This window comes from Paenarthrobacter aurescens (assembly GCF_041549525.1).
GTDB lineage: Bacteria > Actinomycetota > Actinomycetes > Actinomycetales > Micrococcaceae > Arthrobacter > Arthrobacter aurescens.
On the sequence record NZ_CP157456.1, the window covers coordinates 2333150 to 2348425 of the forward strand.

The 15276-nt window shown below is 60.6% G+C and carries 13 protein-coding genes; 4 read left to right on the forward strand and 9 right to left on the reverse strand.

The genetic code is table 11. From position 1 onward, the window contains the following. Position 1: 1 nt before the first annotated feature. Complete coding sequence (locus ABI796_RS10770) at positions 2-1267, reverse strand: CapA family protein (protein WP_141283617.1); 1266 nt, start codon at positions 1265-1267, stop codon at positions 2-4. Positions 1268-1340: 73 nt separating this feature from the next. Between ABI796_RS10770 and ABI796_RS10775 the strand changes: the two genes are divergently transcribed. Then, positions 1341-3353: a M3 family metallopeptidase gene (locus tag ABI796_RS10775; protein ID WP_141283609.1), complete on the forward strand. Its 2013-nt coding sequence runs from the start codon at positions 1341-1343 to the stop codon at positions 3351-3353. Positions 3354-3414: 61 nt separating this feature from the next. Here ABI796_RS10775 and pdxS read toward each other — a convergent pair whose 3' ends face one another. The 7 genes from pdxS to ABI796_RS10810 form a co-directional block, all read right to left on the reverse strand. Further along, the gene (gene pdxS / locus ABI796_RS10780; protein ID WP_017197521.1) at positions 3415-4341 is read right to left on the reverse strand and encodes a pyridoxal 5'-phosphate synthase lyase subunit PdxS; all 927 of its coding nucleotides are present in this window, start codon (positions 4339-4341) and stop codon (positions 3415-3417) included. Positions 4342-4594: 253 nt separating this feature from the next. After that, positions 4595-5224 carry a phosphatidylinositol phosphate synthase gene (gene pgsA, locus ABI796_RS10785; RefSeq protein WP_141286523.1) on the reverse strand — a complete coding sequence of 210 codons (630 nt, stop codon included), beginning with the start codon at positions 5222-5224 and terminating at the stop codon, positions 4595-4597. Continuing rightward, positions 5214-5807 carry an HIT domain-containing protein gene (locus ABI796_RS10790; RefSeq protein WP_141286525.1) on the reverse strand — a complete coding sequence of 198 codons (594 nt, stop codon included), beginning with the start codon at positions 5805-5807 and terminating at the stop codon, positions 5214-5216. The genes pgsA and ABI796_RS10790 overlap by 11 nt, the downstream gene beginning before the upstream one ends. Before the next feature lie 19 nt (positions 5808-5826). Then, entirely contained in the window at positions 5827-7836 is a 2010-nt protein-coding gene (gene thrS, locus ABI796_RS10795; RefSeq protein ID WP_141286527.1) for a threonine--tRNA ligase, read from the reverse strand. Between the two features lie 144 nt (positions 7837-7980). After that, complete coding sequence (locus ABI796_RS10800) at positions 7981-11481, reverse strand: DNA polymerase III subunit alpha (RefSeq protein WP_303409132.1); 3501 nt, start codon at positions 11479-11481, stop codon at positions 7981-7983. A gap of 3 nt (positions 11482-11484) precedes the next feature. Further along, positions 11485-11844: a DUF6504 family protein gene (locus ABI796_RS10805; protein WP_141286529.1), complete on the reverse strand. Its 360-nt coding sequence runs from the start codon at positions 11842-11844 to the stop codon at positions 11485-11487. A gap of 81 nt (positions 11845-11925) precedes the next feature. Continuing rightward, entirely contained in the window at positions 11926-12981 is a 1056-nt protein-coding gene (locus ABI796_RS10810; protein ID WP_141286531.1) for an FAD-dependent monooxygenase, read from the reverse strand. Between the two features lie 58 nt (positions 12982-13039). Between ABI796_RS10810 and ABI796_RS10815 the strand changes: the two genes are divergently transcribed. Together ABI796_RS10815 and ABI796_RS10820 are read left to right on the forward strand one after the other, a co-directional pair. Beyond that, positions 13040-13576, forward strand: a complete 537-nt coding sequence (locus ABI796_RS10815; protein WP_141286533.1) for a TetR/AcrR family transcriptional regulator — start codon at positions 13040-13042, stop codon at positions 13574-13576. A gap of 46 nt (positions 13577-13622) precedes the next feature. Beyond that, entirely contained in the window at positions 13623-14012 is a 390-nt protein-coding gene (locus ABI796_RS10820; protein ID WP_141286535.1) for a hypothetical protein, read from the forward strand. A gap of 24 nt (positions 14013-14036) precedes the next feature. Here ABI796_RS10820 and ABI796_RS10825 read toward each other — a convergent pair whose 3' ends face one another. After that, the gene (locus ABI796_RS10825) at positions 14037-14783 is read right to left on the reverse strand and encodes an SOS response-associated peptidase (RefSeq protein ID WP_246095907.1); all 747 of its coding nucleotides are present in this window, start codon (positions 14781-14783) and stop codon (positions 14037-14039) included. Positions 14784-14954: 171 nt separating this feature from the next. Between ABI796_RS10825 and ABI796_RS10830 the strand changes: the two genes are divergently transcribed. After that, a complete protein-coding gene (locus tag ABI796_RS10830; protein ID WP_018777778.1) occupies positions 14955-15212 on the forward strand; it encodes a mycoredoxin in 258 nt (85 codons plus the stop codon). Positions 15213-15276 lie beyond the last annotated feature (64 nt).

Genomic DNA, 15276 nt, shown 5'->3' on the forward strand with positions numbered 1-15276 from the left:
ATTACTTTTCCTTGGTGATGAGCAGTTCGTGCGCGCCCGCTGCGGCTGCGCCCATGGACTCAACCACGGTTTTGGTGCGCTGATACGTCTGGGCATCGGCCGCTGGGGTGGCACAAACGCCTTGGGGCGCGTCGCTGGCCACGGAGCACCACCGATAGGGGTCCCGCACAATCACTGACGGAGCCCAGGCGAGGTCCGAGACACTCCAGACCCCTTCAGTGTTTTGGCTGAACTGCGCCCGGACCAACAGCCCTTCATTGTTCAGGACATACCAGGGTGACAGTTCAGTGACTCCGTTGCCCAGGCCATAGACGATCCACGTTCCCTTGTAATTTTCGATCGGCAACACCGAGTGTGTGTGGTGCCCGTAGATCATGGTGAACTGGCCGCTGTCCACCAATGCGTGCGCAACCTCCTGCTGCTGGGCGTTAGCCTCACTGGCGTATTCGTCCCCGGCATGCATGACGCCCAGCACAATGTCAGCTCCAAGCGCTTTGGCCTGTTTTGCCTTCGCGATCATGGTGGCTGGATCCAGTTCGTCAACCAGCCAGGGGTACTCCGGGATTTGACCGTTGTGCCCATAGGTTCCAATGATCACCGCCACCTTGGCAGCGTCTGTCTGGAGCATGAGGATCTCCTTGGACGCCGCCTCTGTCCTGTACGAGCCGGTGTGCTTCAGTCCTGCTGCGTCCAGGGCATCCAGTGTCCGCAGCAAACCTTCCGTTCCGCGGTCGATGGTGTGATTGCTGGCGGTAGTACAAGCCTTGTAGCCCACATCCTTGGAGGCTGTGATGATTTGCGGCGGTACGTCGAAGGATGGATAGGCAGAGAAAGGCCCCTCAGGTGTGGCCACCGGCGTCTCCTGATGGCAGATGGCGAGGTCGCTGTTGCGGATGTAGCGGCGCTGGCCTTCCAGAAGCGGAACGAAGGTGTAGCCCGGCTGTCCAAGCGCCGCAGCGTCAGCCCTTGCTTGTTGCCAGAGCTGGGTATGAACCAGCATGTCTCCGGTCACGGTAATGGATGTACAGCGGAGTTCGGGACAAGCGGGCCCCTTGCCCGGGGTGGGGTTTGGTGCGGGGGTGCGTGTTGGGCTTGGGGCCTCGCTGGCGGGGGCGGGAGCGGCACTGCTGCGATCAGCGTCTTCGTTTTCCGCAATGACACCGCACGAGGCCAGCGATAGGACCAAAGCCACGCCGCTGGCAAAGAGCGCCGCCTTGCGAGGACGAAACCGTCCGCCTGAAAATGTGACTTTGCCCATGAATTTCATCCTACGGCTGAAGCCCTGCGGATCCGGGCGTGCCGCTCTTGAGGACACGTTTCTTACGTGAAAGAGTCACTTCATGACCAATCCACTCTTGAGCCCCAGCCCGCTGCCCTACGGGCTCCCGCCCTTCGCCGGCATTTCTGCAGAGCACTACGCCGAAGCCGTCGAGTCAGGCTTGTCCGAGCATTTGAGTGAGATTGCCGGCATTGTGGACAATGCTGAGCCCGCCACGGTGGAAAACACGGCCGTGGCCATGGAGCGGTCCGGGCTCCTCCTCAACAGGGCCGCTGCGGCTTTCTTCACACTGGTCTCCGCTGATGCTTCCGAGGCCATCAAGTTGCTGGAGACGGAGTTATCCCCCAAGTTCTCGGCCCATCAGGACGCTGTCTACATGAACCGCGGTCTCTATGAGCGGTTCGCGTCCATTAACACCACGGGTCTGGATGCTGAGTCCTCCAGATTGGTACAGGAGTATCTCAAGGAGTTCCGGCAATCCGGGATTCAGCTCGATGACGCCGGGCAACAGCGCTTGCGCGAGGTCAACGCTGAGCTGTCCCGGTTAGGCACGGAGTACGGTCAGCGCGTCAAGGAAGCCATGAAGTCCGCTGCGTTGCTTCTTGACGATGCCCATGAGCTCGCCGGTCTCCAGCCTGAGGTGATCACCGGTGCAGCGGAAGCAGCAAAAACCGCCGGCCATAACGGCAAATACTTGCTGACCCTGATTCAACCCAGCAATCAGCCGGCTCTGGCTTTCCTGGAAAACCGGGCCATCCGTCGTCGTCTTTTCGAGGCTTCTGTGGCACGCGGCAGTGATGGCGGCGCTTTGGACGTCAGCGACCTGGTGAAGGCCACTGCCCGTTTGCGGGCAGAGAAGGCGGCCCTCCTGGGGTTTGCCAATTTCGCCGAGTTGGTGGTTGACCAGCAGACTGCGCCCGGTTTCAGCCATGTGCAGGAGATGCTGGCCCGCCTGGCTCCGGCCGCCGTTCGCAATGCCCAAGCGGAAGCAGAGGCCTTGGCCGAGGCCGCCGGCCACGAACTTGAGCCGTGGGATTGGGCCTACTATTCGGCCAAGGTCCGCAAAGAGAAATTCGCTGTGGATGAGCAGGAGCTCCGCCCCTATTTCAGTCTGGAAACTGTCCTCAAAGAGGGCGTCTTCCATGCAGCAAAGCAGCTGTTCGGAGTGACGTTCCATGAAAGAGTAGACCTCCACGCTTACCATCCGGATGTCCGCATATGGGAAGTACGGGACGACGACGGTACTGGCCTCGGCCTGTTTTTAGGCGACTACTACACCCGCGAATCAAAGCGCGGCGGCGCCTGGATGAATTCCCTCGTGGAACAGTCCACCTTGCTGGGAACAGGCTCGGTAGTGATCAACAACCTCAACATCACCAAACCTGCTCCGGGCGAGCCCACGCTGTTGTCTTTGGACGAAGTCCGTACTGTTTTCCATGAGTTCGGCCATGCGCTGCACGGCCTGTTTTCCAAGGTTACCTATCCGCGGTTCTCCGGGACATCGGTGCCGCGGGACTTTGTTGAATACCCCTCCCAGGTCAACGAAATGTGGATCATGTGGCCGGAGGTACTGGCCAACTACGCAAGGCATTACTCCACGGGAGAAGTCCTGCCGCAGGAGACCGTGGACAAACTCAACGAGTCAATGTTGTGGGGAGAGGGATTCGCAACTACCGAGTACCTCGCGGCATCGCTCTTGGATCTTGCATGGCATGTGGTGTCCGAATCGGAGGTGCCGGAGGACGTTCCGGCCTTCGAGTCCAAAGCGCTGGCCGAGGCAGGCATTGCCCACCCCTTGATTCCGCCGAGGTACCGGACGGGCTATTTCCAGCACATTTTCGCCGGCGCCGGATACGCAGCGGGATACTACTCCTACATCTGGAGTGAGGTGCTGGACGCGGACACCGTGGAGTGGTTCAAGGAAAACGGGGGCCTGACCCGTTCCAACGGGGATCGGTTCAGATCTGAATTGCTCTCGCGGGGTAACAGCCGTGATGCCCTCGAGTCATTCCGCGCCTTCCGGGGCCGCGACGCCGAGCTCGGCCCCCTCCTCAAGCGCAGGGGGCTGGAATAGAACGACGCCGGGCCGGGCACCTTTGAAGGTGCCCGGCCCGGCGTCGTACTGCTTTTTGCTCTTACCAGCCGCGCTCTGCGAGGCGGTGCGGCTGCGGGATGTCGTCCACGTTAATGCCCACCATGGCTTCGCCCAGGCCGCGGGAGACCTTGGCGATGACATCGGGGTCGTCGTGGAAGGTGGTGGCCTTCACGACGGCGGCGGCGCGCTCTGCCGGGTTGCCGGACTTGAAGATGCCCGAACCGACGAACACGCCGTCAGCGCCGAGCTGCATCATCATCGCAGCATCAGCCGGGGTAGCAATACCGCCGGCAGTGAACAGAACCACGGGGAGCTTGCCGGTGGCGGCAACTTCCTTGACCAGCTCATACGGGGCCTGGAGTTCCTTGGCCGCAACGTACAGCTCATCCTCCGGGAGGGCGGCGAGCTTGGCGATCTCGGAGCGGATCTTGCGCATGTGCCCGGTGGCGTTGGAAACATCACCGGTGCCGGCCTCGCCCTTGGAACGGATCATCGCCGCGCCCTCGTTGATGCGGCGCAGCGCCTCACCAAGGTTGGTGGCACCACAGACGAAGGGAACGGTGAAGTTCCACTTATCAATGTGGTTGATGTAGTCGGCCGGGGTCAGGACCTCGGACTCGTCGATGTAGTCAACACCGAGGGACTGCAGGACCTGGGCTTCGACGAAGTGACCGATGCGGGCCTTCGCCATGACCGGGATGGACACGGCAGCGATGATCGCATCGATCATGTCCGGATCGGACATGCGGGACACCCCGCCCTGGGCGCGGATATCGGCCGGGACGCGCTCGAGCGCCATGACGGCAACGGCACCGGCATCCTCGGCGATGCGGGCCTGCTCGACGTTAACGACGTCCATGATGACGCCGCCCTTGAGCATCTCCGCCATGCCCCGCTTAACGCGGCTGCTGCCCGTGACGCTGTTCGCGGACGAACCGGCTTCGTTGCTTACATCTGGTGTAGACACAAAAACCCCTATGGGTAGATAAACGACCTTCTTGCCGGAGGCACGCGCAGCCACACGACCGCAATCAGCGCACACCGGGTTTCAGGTCAAGGTGACCAAGTACTAGTAATAGTAGTCGCACCTTGCATGCCGGCAGTACATTCATTACCCGCATGAAAGGCAACAAACTCCCTGCAGTAGGGCAGGTGCACAACTGTGCATGGGCGACTTTGGTCGGTTGCCAGTTCCCCTGGAGTACAGCAACGCCCAGGCGTCATGCGGCGGCAGCTCCGTCTGCTTCAGCCATGGCTTGCCTGCGCACGGTGGCCATCCGCTGGACGATTGTCACCACGCTCGCCAGGGCCAGGATGATCAGTGTCCCGAACAGCACAACGGGCGGAAGGCCTAGTCCGGTGAGCCCGGTGATGAGCAGCACCGACGCCAACCGTTCTGCACGTTCGGCGATTCCCACACTCGCTTGATAGCCGAGGGACTCCGCTTTGGCACGGGCATAGGAAACAACCATTCCAAGAACCAGGCAGACGACGGCGGCCGTGGCAATTGCAGGATCTTCGCCGCTGGTGAAAAACCATATGGTCAGGCCTGCAAAGATCGCACCGTCGGCGAGCCTGTCCAGGGTGGAATCCAGGAAGTTGCCCCAGCCACCACTGCGACCCTGCAGCCTTGCCATGATGCCGTCCACGACGTCGGAAAAGGCGAAGAATGCCACCACCACCGAGCCCCACCATAAGTAGCCCAACGGATAGAGGACGAGTCCACCCAGAATCACCCCTAAGGTTCCCGCTATGGTCACGGCGTCCGGAGACACACCGATCCTCAGGAGCCAACGCGCTAAAGGAGTGAAAAGAGAAGTAAAGAAGCCGCGCGCATGCCTATTGAGCATTCGACTCCCCCGGCCAGGCTTCGGCCACGAGCTTGCGGACCTCATCGAGTGTCTGCGTGATGGCCTTGGTCTGAGCGATGATCGGGAAGAAGTTGCCATCCCCGCCCCAGCGCGGAACCACGTGCTGATGGAGATGCGCGGCGATGCCGGCACCCCCGGTAACGCCTTGGTTCATTCCCAGGTTGAAACCGCTCGGATTCGAGACTTTCCGCAGGACCCGCATGGCCGTCTGCGTCAGTTCGGCGAACTCGGCTGTTTCCTCCACGGTGATGTCCGTGTAGTCCGGTACATGCCGGTAGGGGCAGATGAGAAGGTGCCCGGGGTTGTAAGGAAAGAGATTCAGGACGACGTAGCAAGTCCGTCCCCGGTGGACGATCAGGGCTTCCTCGTCCGAGCGAGTGGGCCCTACACAGAACGGGCAGTCATCCTTGTTCTTGAATTGATCCTGCCCGCCCTTGATGTAGGCCATCCGGTGTGGAGTCCACAGGCGCTGAAAAGCGTCCGGTACGCCCGCCAATCCGAAATCATCGGTTACATCGGCATCGCCCGGAAGGCCAGCTTCTGCGCCTGTGTTCTCCTGCACCGTCTTTGTGTCCGTTCCGTCAGCTCTCGCGGTTCTTGACAGCGTCAACGATCCTGCGGACCGCCTCGGCTACGGGCACGCCGTTGTCCTGGCTGCCATCCCGGAAACGGAACGACACCGCACCGGCCTCTGCGTCCTCACCGCCGGCAATCAGGACAAACGGAATCTTGTCCTTGCTGGCTGTGCGGATCTTCTTGGGGAACCGGTCCGAGGAGATATCCACCTCGGCCCGGATGCCGGCCGCCTTGAGCTGCCCAACGACGTCGAACATGTAGTCATTGAAAGCTTCGGCCACTGGACTGCCCACTACCTGGACGGGAGCGAGCCACGCGGGGAAGGCTCCGGCGTAGTGCTCAGTGAGCACGCCCATGAAGCGTTCCACGGAACCGAAAAGTGCCCGGTGGATCATGACCGGACGCTGGCGGGTGCCGTCCGCAGCCTGATACTCCAGTTCGAAGCGTTCCGGCAGGTTGAAGTCGAGCTGGATTGTGGACATCTGCCAGGTTCTGCCAAGGGCGTCCTTTGCCTGGACAGAGATCTTGGGGCCATAGAAGGCTGCTCCGCCCGGATCCGGAACGAGTTCCAGGCCTGAAGCTGCGGCTACCTCGGAAAGAGTACGCGTGGCTTCCTCCCAGGCGGCGTCGTCACCAACGAACTTCTCTTCATTCTTGGTGGAAAGCTCCAAGTAGAAGTCATCCAGGCCGTAGTCCTTGAGCAGGCCCAGTACGAAGTTCAGCGTGGTGGTGAGCTCGTCCTTCATCTGCTCGCGGGTGCAGTAGATGTGGGCGTCATCCTGTGTCATGCCGCGGACACGGGTCAGCCCGTGCACAACGCCGGACTTTTCATAGCGGTACACCGAACCGAATTCGAACAGGCGCAACGGAAGTTCGCGGTAGGACCGGCCGCGGGAGCGGAAGATCAGGTTGTGCATGGGGCAGTTCATCGGTTTCAGGTAGTAGTCCTGAGCCGGTTTCCGCACGCTGCCGTCTTCGTTGAATTCGGCGTCCACCTGCATCGCCGGGAACATGCCGTCCTTGTACCAGTCAAGGTGCCCGGATACCTCGTAGAGGTGTCCCTTGGTGATGTGCGGGGTGTAGACGAACTCGTAGCCGGCATCTACGTGGCGCTGGCGGGAGTAATCCTCCATGGCCTTGCGGATAATGCCGCCCTTGGGGTGGAACACAGGAAGGCCCGAACCCAGTTCGTCAGGGAAGGAGAAAAGATCCAGTTCAACGCCGAGCTTGCGGTGATCCCGGCGCTCGGCCTCGGCAATGCGTTCCTGGTACGCCTTGAGGGCTTCCTTGGTTGGCCACGCAGTACCGTAAATGCGCTGCAGCTGCTGATTGTTCTGGTTGCCGAGCCAATACGCCGCAGAGGACCGGGTCAGGGCGAAGGCGTTGGAGATGATTTTGGTGTTTTGCAGGTGGGGGCCGCGGCAGAGATCGCACCAGATGCTCTCGCCGCTCTTTCGGTCCACATTGTCGTAGATCGTGATGTCGCCGGCACCGACCTCAACATTGACCCCTTCGGCGGCGTCGGTGGCCTCGTTTTTCTTACCCAGCAGCTCCAGCTTGTAGGGCTCGTTGGCCATGGCTTGGCGGGCTTCGTCTTCGGTGACAACACGGCGCACGAATTTCTGGTTCTGGTTGATGATTTTTTGCATCATCTTCTCCAGGGTGCGCAGGTCTTCCGGAGTGAACGGTTCAGAGACGTCAAAGTCGAAGTAGAAGCCGTCAGTGATGTAGGGGCCGATCCCAAGCTTGGCGTCGGGGCGCAACTGCTGCACAGCCTGCGCCATGACGTGGGCCGTGGAATGGCGAAGAACATTGAGTCCGTCGGGGGAATCGATGGTGACGCCCTGGACGTCGGCGCCCTCGGTGAGAACCTGGTCAAGGTCCTTGAGTACGCCATTGACCCGGGCAACTACGACGTCGCGGCGCTCGAAGAAGAGTTCCGCGCCGGTAGTCCCTTCCGTCACCTTGGTCTCTTCGCCATCGACGATGAGGGTGATCTGTTGGGCATCTGACACGGGTGTCTCCTATTCATAGTTGAGGCTTCATAGCTTGTGGCGTACGGGGACCACAGCCAGCCACCGTCAATCGTATCCGCTTCAGCGAAGGCGGCCAAAGCAGCGCGCGCCGGGGGCTGGTCAAGGCCGGATTCCGTTGCGGCTTCAGCTTCCCAGGCCGGTGATGGCGAGGTTTCTGGAGATACCGTGGAGCGGCCCGTGGTGGTTGTATTCATCCGGTAGTTCCGCTTCGGCCGGGAGGAGCTCTGCAAAGGGCAAAGCTTCGGGATGGCTGAGGTCCCAGGCTTTGGTGGCGCTCAGGCTGATTCCCTTGGGTCCGGTTCTTCTGGTGGTTCCCCGGATCAGCAGCAGGCGGGTACCGAACAGCAAAGGCCCTGATTCTTCCTGGGCTTCATGGAAGAAGACCGAATCCACACACCCGGTGCCGTCATCGATGCTGATGAACACCACACGCCTGCCGCCCCGCATTGGCGGGGTCTGGGTGGCAACCCTGACCCCTGCCACCAGAACTTCGGTTCCGTTGCGCAGGCCCAGCAGTTGATCGGCCGTGGTGACGCCCAGTTTTTCCAAAAGCGGGCGGTGGCTTTCCATTAAGTGTTCGCTGACATCCATAGCCATGAGATCAAGCTCGGCCCTGACGTTATCCACCATGGTGGGCTCGGGCAGCTCAGGAGAGAGGTTCATTAGTTCAACATCACCCAGGGCAAATGACAGCTGCCCTTCGATGACATCGGGGGCTTTCCTGGAAGGACTGCCTTGGAGCGCCTGCAAATGATGGACCAGATCAGCACGGTTGGCTTTACCACCGGAATCCTTATGTAAGGCATCAAAGGCGCCCAGCTGAGCGAGTCTTTTGATGTTCGGCTTGCTAACCCTTGCCCTCGCCCGAAGGTCGGCCAGGGAATCGTAAGGCTGCCCGGCAACAATCCGCTTAAGTTCCGCCCCGGACAGCCCATAAATTCCCGTCAGGCTTAAGCGGATACCGAGCTTGCCCTGGTCAGGTCCTTGCTGAATCTTCTCCACCCGGTACTCCGCCTGGCTCCTGTTGATATCCAGCGGCAGGATGGGAATGCCCAACCGGCGTGCTTCAGCAACCAAGAGCCGCTTGGGATACATCCCGGGATCGTGTTCCCACAACCCGGCCAGGAAAGCCTCGGGATGATGGGCTTTGAGCCACGCCGATTGGTAGGTGGGGACGGCAAAGGCTGCGCCGTGGGCTTTGCAGAAGCCAAAACTGCCGAAAGCCTTCAGGGTTCCCCAAACTTTGTCCACCACTTCCGGAGAGTATTTTTTGATTGCTTCGCCCCTGAAGTACTTCTCCACTCCCGGCTCATGCACTTCGTCACCCAGGGCGCGACGAAACTCGTCAGCCCTGTCCAGACCGCAATTTGTCATGACGTTGAAGGTCTTCAGGATCTGCTCATGGAACACTGTCACGCCGTGGGTCTCCTGGAGCACGGGTTTGAGATCCGGATGCGGATAAATTTCAGGAGCAAAGCCATGCCGGTGTTCCAGGAAAGGCCGCACCATGTCCGATTTCATGGGTCCGGGCCTAAAAAGGGAGATATCTATGATGAGGTCGTTGAATTCCCTGGGTGCCATTTTTCCTATGAGTTCCCGCTGCCCCGGTGATTCAATCTGGAAGCAACCAAGCGTGTGGGTACTGCGAATCAGGTCATAGGTGGGCTCATCGTCGAAGGGCACTGCGTTGAGGTCAATCCTGCCGTCGGGAGCAATGTAATCCGGGCCGTTTCCGTCTGGTTGCACCGGATGTTTCCCTGCTGCGACAACTTCGGCTTTGGAAGGATGAAGCCGAATCACCTCCCGGACCGCGAAGGCCATGGCGCTCTGCATCCGCACTCCCAAAACATCCAACTTGAGCATGCCCATGGGGTCCATGTCGTGTTTATCGAATTGACTCATGGGAAGACCCAAGCCGCTGGGTTGAACGGGTGTTCTATCCAAGAGAGTGGCATCTCCCAGAATCACTCCGCAGGGATGCATGGAGATGTGCCGGGGCAGGCGATCCAGCCTTTCTGTCAGATCCACCAGCAGGTCCAGTTGCTGGTTTTCTTCCAGGGCTCCCCGTTCCACCCGCCCTGCGAAATCCCTTAGTTCAGGCTTCTCCACCAGGGCTTCACGGAATTTTCGTGCGGAGAATCTCCACAGTTGCTTGGCAATCTCACCGACTTCTTCCTCAGGCATCCCCAGGGCCATCCCCGCATCCCGTACGGCACCACGGGCCCTGTAGCCGTTTTGCATGCTCATCAGGGTGACGCGTTCAGCCCCGAAGCGGTCAAAAATCTTTCGGTAGACGTTGTGCCTTTCAGCACTTTCAACATCAAGATCGATATCAGGAAGGGTGGACCGCCGGCCCGAAAGGAACCGTTCGAAAATGAGGTCGTGGCGTATCGGGTCAACCTGGCTGATGTCTATCAGGTAGTTGACAAGGCTTGACGCGCCGGACCCCCTGGCGGCTACGCGCACACCCATGCCGAGGATCATCCTGGAAACCTCAGCCACGGTGAGGAAGTACGAGGCAAAGCCAAGCCGGCTGATGATTCCCAACTCGTGCTCCAACCGCGAGCGCAGTTGTTCTTTTGCAGTGCCCTTGATGCCTGGGAACCGCTTGTTGATTCCTGCTTCGCAGCGTTGGGTGAGTTCCAGCATGGGGTCGGCCTCGATGCCGATGATGGAGGCTTCGGGGACTACTGGTTTTTTCCATCCCACGTCGAGGACGGGATTGATCCGGCATTTGTCGGCAAGCGCTTCGGTGTTGGCGAGGAGTTTGTTGAGGTCGGCTTTTCCTTGGCCTGCGGCGTGCATGATTTCTTTGCCGAGTTGGAGCATTTGCCGGGGTGTTTTCAGCCAGCCCTGTCCTGTTGCTTGCAGGAGGGGTCCTGTTGAGAGTTCGGGGAGGGATTTGAGGGTGCGTGCGGAGTCGAGTACGTCCGCGGTGGGTGCGCCGTCTTGTGCGCAGTAGCGGACTGCGTTGCTCAGTATTGCGGGGATGTTGTATTCGAGAGCGAGTTTGAGCATGCGTACGGCGTGGGCTGTGCTCAGTGGTTCTCCGGGGGCGCTGAGGTGGGAGACTACTTCGGCAACCATGGTTCCGGGGGGCATGGCGTCGACCCATTGCTTGAAGAGTGTTCTGGGTCTGAGGTATTTGCGGCCGCCCATTGCCTGGCCTACGTCGGAGTCGGGTCCTATGAGTACGGTGAGGACCGGTTTGAGGGTTTGGGGGTGGAGGGTTCTTGATGCGAGTTCGCTGCGTGTTACTGCGGCGGGGACTGCTCCCCCGGCTTTTCCTGAGGTGCGGGCGTGGGCGTCGGATATGAGGCGGCATAGTGCCTTGTATCCGGCGCCGTTGTTGTTTCCGTGGGCGAGTACGACGACGCGGCCCGCGACTTGGGTGCGGTGGTCGCCGTCGTCGTCGAATACTGCCAGGTCTACCCCGATGATGGGGTCTATGCCGGCGTCCATGCATGCTTTGAGGTGTTTGATGGTGCCGTAAAGGCCGTCACGGTCTGTGCAGGCGAGCGCCGTGGCTCCGGCTGCCGCTGCCGTTTGGGCAAGTTCTTCAGGCCATGAGACGCCGTAGTGTGCGCTGAAGGCTGTGGAGACGTGCAGGTGGGTGAAGCTCAAGGGTCACGCTGCTTCTTCGGGTTCTTCGGCGCGTGATGGTGCGGCGTCGTGGATGCGCAGGAGTCGCCAGCGTCCGCTGCCCATGTGCCGGACGAGGTCAAGGGTGATGGTGTGGACGGTCCCGGGTCCGGCTGTGGAGGGGATGAGTTGTACCCGCCAGATCTCGTGGTCTACCAGGCCGGCTCCGCTTCCCAGTGGTGCGCGGTTTTCTTCGAGCCACCATTGGCGGCGTTCGTACCAGCGGACGGGTTCGTTGGTGACCGTGTACTGCGTGCCTTTCCATTGGACGTACTGTGGCTGGCCTGTGTCATTGCAGTTTGTGTCCTTGCAGTTCACTGCTATTGATTCACTGAACAGCCCCATGTTTTTCACCTCTTTGCGCCGTATTCCCTATTCGAATGTATGTTCGAATAGTTCCAGTTTACGCCGACGCCCGGACAAAACCTACTTCGAAGTTTCTGCCCTTTCCCGGGCTCGTGAGAGACGGTTCCCTACCTGTTTGACCAGGGCATCGCGCACGGGCTGGGCACTTTGGGCAAGCGCCACCCTGCCCATAAGGGATGAGGCAAACCGGAGCAGTTGTGTGCGCATGACCCTTTTTCTGCCGTAGGCCGCAAGGGCTTTTTCCTTGGGCAGCCGGTTCAGCAGTTTGCCCAGCGTCACTGCGTCGATGAGTGCTTCGCAGGCACCCCGCCCCAGGTTGGGGGTCATGGCATGGGCGGCGTCACCCAACAGCACCATGTTCCCCTGCGAGTACCGGGTCAGGGGCGGACAGATCCAGATGCGTTGGGCAAGCGAATTTTCCGGTGTTGCTGCCGCCAGTACTTCCCGCACGGCGCGTGAGTGGTTTGCGTAGCGGCTTCGGGTCACTTCAAGGGCATCGGCGACGTCTACTTTGTCCGGTCCAAGATCTGAGCGGAAGGAGGCGTACCAGTTGCTTCCACCTCCCGCCGGAGCCAGGCCGAAGATTTGACCCCGCGCCCAGTATTCCCCAATGTCCTGTGGGTGCGGGGTTCCGGGGATGACTCCCCGGACGGCCAGGAATGGTGTGGGCCGCGCTGCGCTGTGCCTGCCGCGGAGGTTTGATCGAACCACACTGTTTACCCCATCTGCACCCACGGTCAATCCGGCACCGCCGGGCAGTTGCTCCACCCTGCCCACTACCCTGCGCACCGAACCGGGCACCGCAGCGTCCAAGCGCTCAAGCAGTGCGGGGCGGGATACCCCCAACAGACCTTCACCTTCCATGGAAAGCATGGGCTCCCCGGAGGGGCTGCGCAGCGCGCCGGTCCTGATCATGGCGCCGCGGCTTCGGACAGCCCCCAGGATCCCCAGCTCGGACAGCGCCTCCTGGGCTTCGGGCCACATGGCGAGGGTTGTTCCTACTGTGGGCAGTTCAGGTCTCTGCTCGTAGATGGTGACCTCGAACCTGCCGGGATCAAGTATCCCTGCGAGCGCGAGTCCGGCGATTCCTCCACCAATGATGTCCACCTTTTCCATGGCCCCACTGTACTACTACATTTGTAGTAGCAATAGGGGGTGAAGTTAGACTTTCGCCATGCCTGACCGCCGAACAGAACTAGCAGACGCAGCACTGGCCGTCGTTGCTGCCAAAGGCCTGAAGGGACTCACCCACCGGGCCGTAGATGCCCAGGCGGGTGTCTCCCTGGGAACTACCTCGAACTATTTCCGCAACCGGGCCGCACTGATGGGCGCCGCCGTCGACCGCGTTGAAGAACGTGACCGCCTCCTGCTGGAGGAGGGCGGAATGGACATACCGACGTCGGTAGCTGCCTTGGCCGAACAGATCGCCGCAGCGGTTCTGGGACTCGCAAAGGAAAATGCCCAACTGACCCGCGCCAGATTCGCGTTCGCCCTGGATCAACCCGAGGTGGTAGCCGCCGGGCACGAACGATTGGTATGGTCCTTGGCCCACCTCCTCGAGGCCCTGTCCATCCCTGAGGCCCGGGCACGGGCGGAGGCAGTATCGGATTACAGCGACGGCCTGGCAATGCACCTGCTGACCGCACGCAAAGGCCAGGACATTGACACCGCCACCGTGGCGCGGAACATCCGCCGGCTTCTTGAGGGATGAGACCAAAGGGGTGGACGCCAGCCGGTCCACAGAGCAGGATTGTGGCATGAGCACCAATGACGCACTCCTGAAACAGGTCAACATTTCCGCCGAAAACGACAACCTCGTGGCACGGTTCGAAATTGATGGCAACATCCCGGGCTCCGGCGCTTACGTCGTGGGCCTTGTTGCTGCCAGCGAGGACTATTCATCACAACGCAGGCTAGGCATCGAGTTCATGAACGGCGAGGCGATCTCGTTCTATTCCTTCAACCATTCACTCAGCGCCGAGGAGAACTACGACATCAAGGGCGTAGAGCATTCGGGCAACGTCATTACCGGGAACTTCCCGATGTCAGCCATTCACGGGCTCAGCAAAGGCCACGTCATGACCGGCTTCAGCGAAGCAGACGGCCGGGAGTTCCAATCCGGCGTCCCCGTCACTGAGGCTCTCTAGGCTGGTCACCGAGGCTCTCTGAGGCTAGAAGAGAGCCTCCACCGGTTCGATGAGTTCCGGTGAGTTGTTGCGGACATTTCCCACCGCAGCACCCACTGCGTCCAATGTCCACCCGGCCGCAGCGTCGTGCGCCCTGGAACGGACCAAATCAACCAACCCCTGAGCGTCCTTCTCCCGCGGATCCAACCACGCTTCCATCGTCTCAGTGCTCATAGGCAACGGAACACGGTCATGGAGGGCAGTCAGCTCATCAAATACCGAGGCACTACGCCGGGTTTTCGCCTCATCCACCGTTGGCGTGTCAGCAGTCAGGATGGACATGGACAGCAACCAACGGCCCGGGTCATCCGCAGGGGCCGACTGATCCCGCCACCACTCATACAAACCGGCAAAAACAAGACCGTGCCCATCCCCCGGGTGCACGTAATACGGCTGCTTGTTCCTGCCCTCCCCCTTTTTCCATTCGTAATAGCCATCCGCCGGAACAGCGCAACGCCTGGCCACAGCAGCCTTCTTGAAGGAGGGCTTCTCCAGCAGCGTTTCACTCCGGGCATTGATCAGCCTCGCACCGCCCTTGGGATCCTTGGCCCATGAAGGAACCAACCCCCACTTCGCCACATGAAGCTGCCGCTTGACGCCATCGTCAATCAGCCTCTCCAACACAATGGGAACGGCATCAGTCGGTGCCACGTTCCAGGACTTCTCCAGCGCGATCTCATTTTCCAGCTCGGCATCGAACTCGGCGAGCAAGTCTCCCACCGCACGAGCCATCACATAGCGTCCACACATGGGTACAGTCTGCCTCCTCTTCAACACAACGCACCAGCACCGGCCTGTGACGTAACCCGGCTTAGCTGCCGAACGGGAATTATTCCAACGCGGGTTACCGTTGATAACAACGAAATATCCAGTGCACAACGAACCACAACCGAGGAGAGCTCTGTGGACTTCACTCCCGACTCCGGCACCATCACCATGTTCTCGACCACCTGGTGCGGCTACTGCAACCGCCTGAAGAAGCAGCTGGACGCCAAAGGCATCGGCTACACCGAGATCAACATCGAAGAAGTCGATGGCACCGCCGAACTCGTCGAGCAGCTCAACGGAGGCAACCGAACCGTCCCCACCGTCCTCTTCCCTGACGGAACTGCGGCCACCAACCCGTCCGCATCAGAAGTTGAGAGCCGCCTGGCCGCATAGGCGCACTGCCGCTTCCGGGCCCGCACGGAACAATCCGCACTCTGTCTGTCACCTGTGATAGACA

What these genes read in the sequence shown, in the direction of transcription:
- ABI796_RS10805 (WP_141286529.1), bottom strand. Translation starts at nt 11,844, where the DNA reads ATGGGGCTGTTCAGTGAATCAATAGCAGTGAACTGCAAGGACACAAAC.
- ABI796_RS10815 (WP_141286533.1), top strand. Translation starts at nt 13,040, where the DNA reads ATGCCTGACCGCCGAACAGAACTAGCAGACGCAGCACTGGCCGTCGTT.
- ABI796_RS10810 (WP_141286531.1), bottom strand. Translation starts at nt 12,981, where the DNA reads ATGGAAAAGGTGGACATCATTGGTGGAGGAATCGCCGGACTCGCGCTC.
- pgsA (WP_141286523.1), bottom strand. Translation starts at nt 5,224, where the DNA reads ATGCTCAATAGGCATGCGCGCGGCTTCTTTACTTCTCTTTTCACTCCT.
- ABI796_RS10820 (WP_141286535.1), top strand. Translation starts at nt 13,623, where the DNA reads ATGAGCACCAATGACGCACTCCTGAAACAGGTCAACATTTCCGCCGAA.
- ABI796_RS10770 (WP_141283617.1), bottom strand. Translation starts at nt 1,267, where the DNA reads ATGAAATTCATGGGCAAAGTCACATTTTCAGGCGGACGGTTTCGTCCT.
- ABI796_RS10775 (WP_141283609.1), top strand. Translation starts at nt 1,341, where the DNA reads ATGACCAATCCACTCTTGAGCCCCAGCCCGCTGCCCTACGGGCTCCCG.
- ABI796_RS10825 (WP_246095907.1), bottom strand. Translation starts at nt 14,783, where the DNA reads ATGGCTCGTGCGGTGGGAGACTTGCTCGCCGAGTTCGATGCCGAGCTG.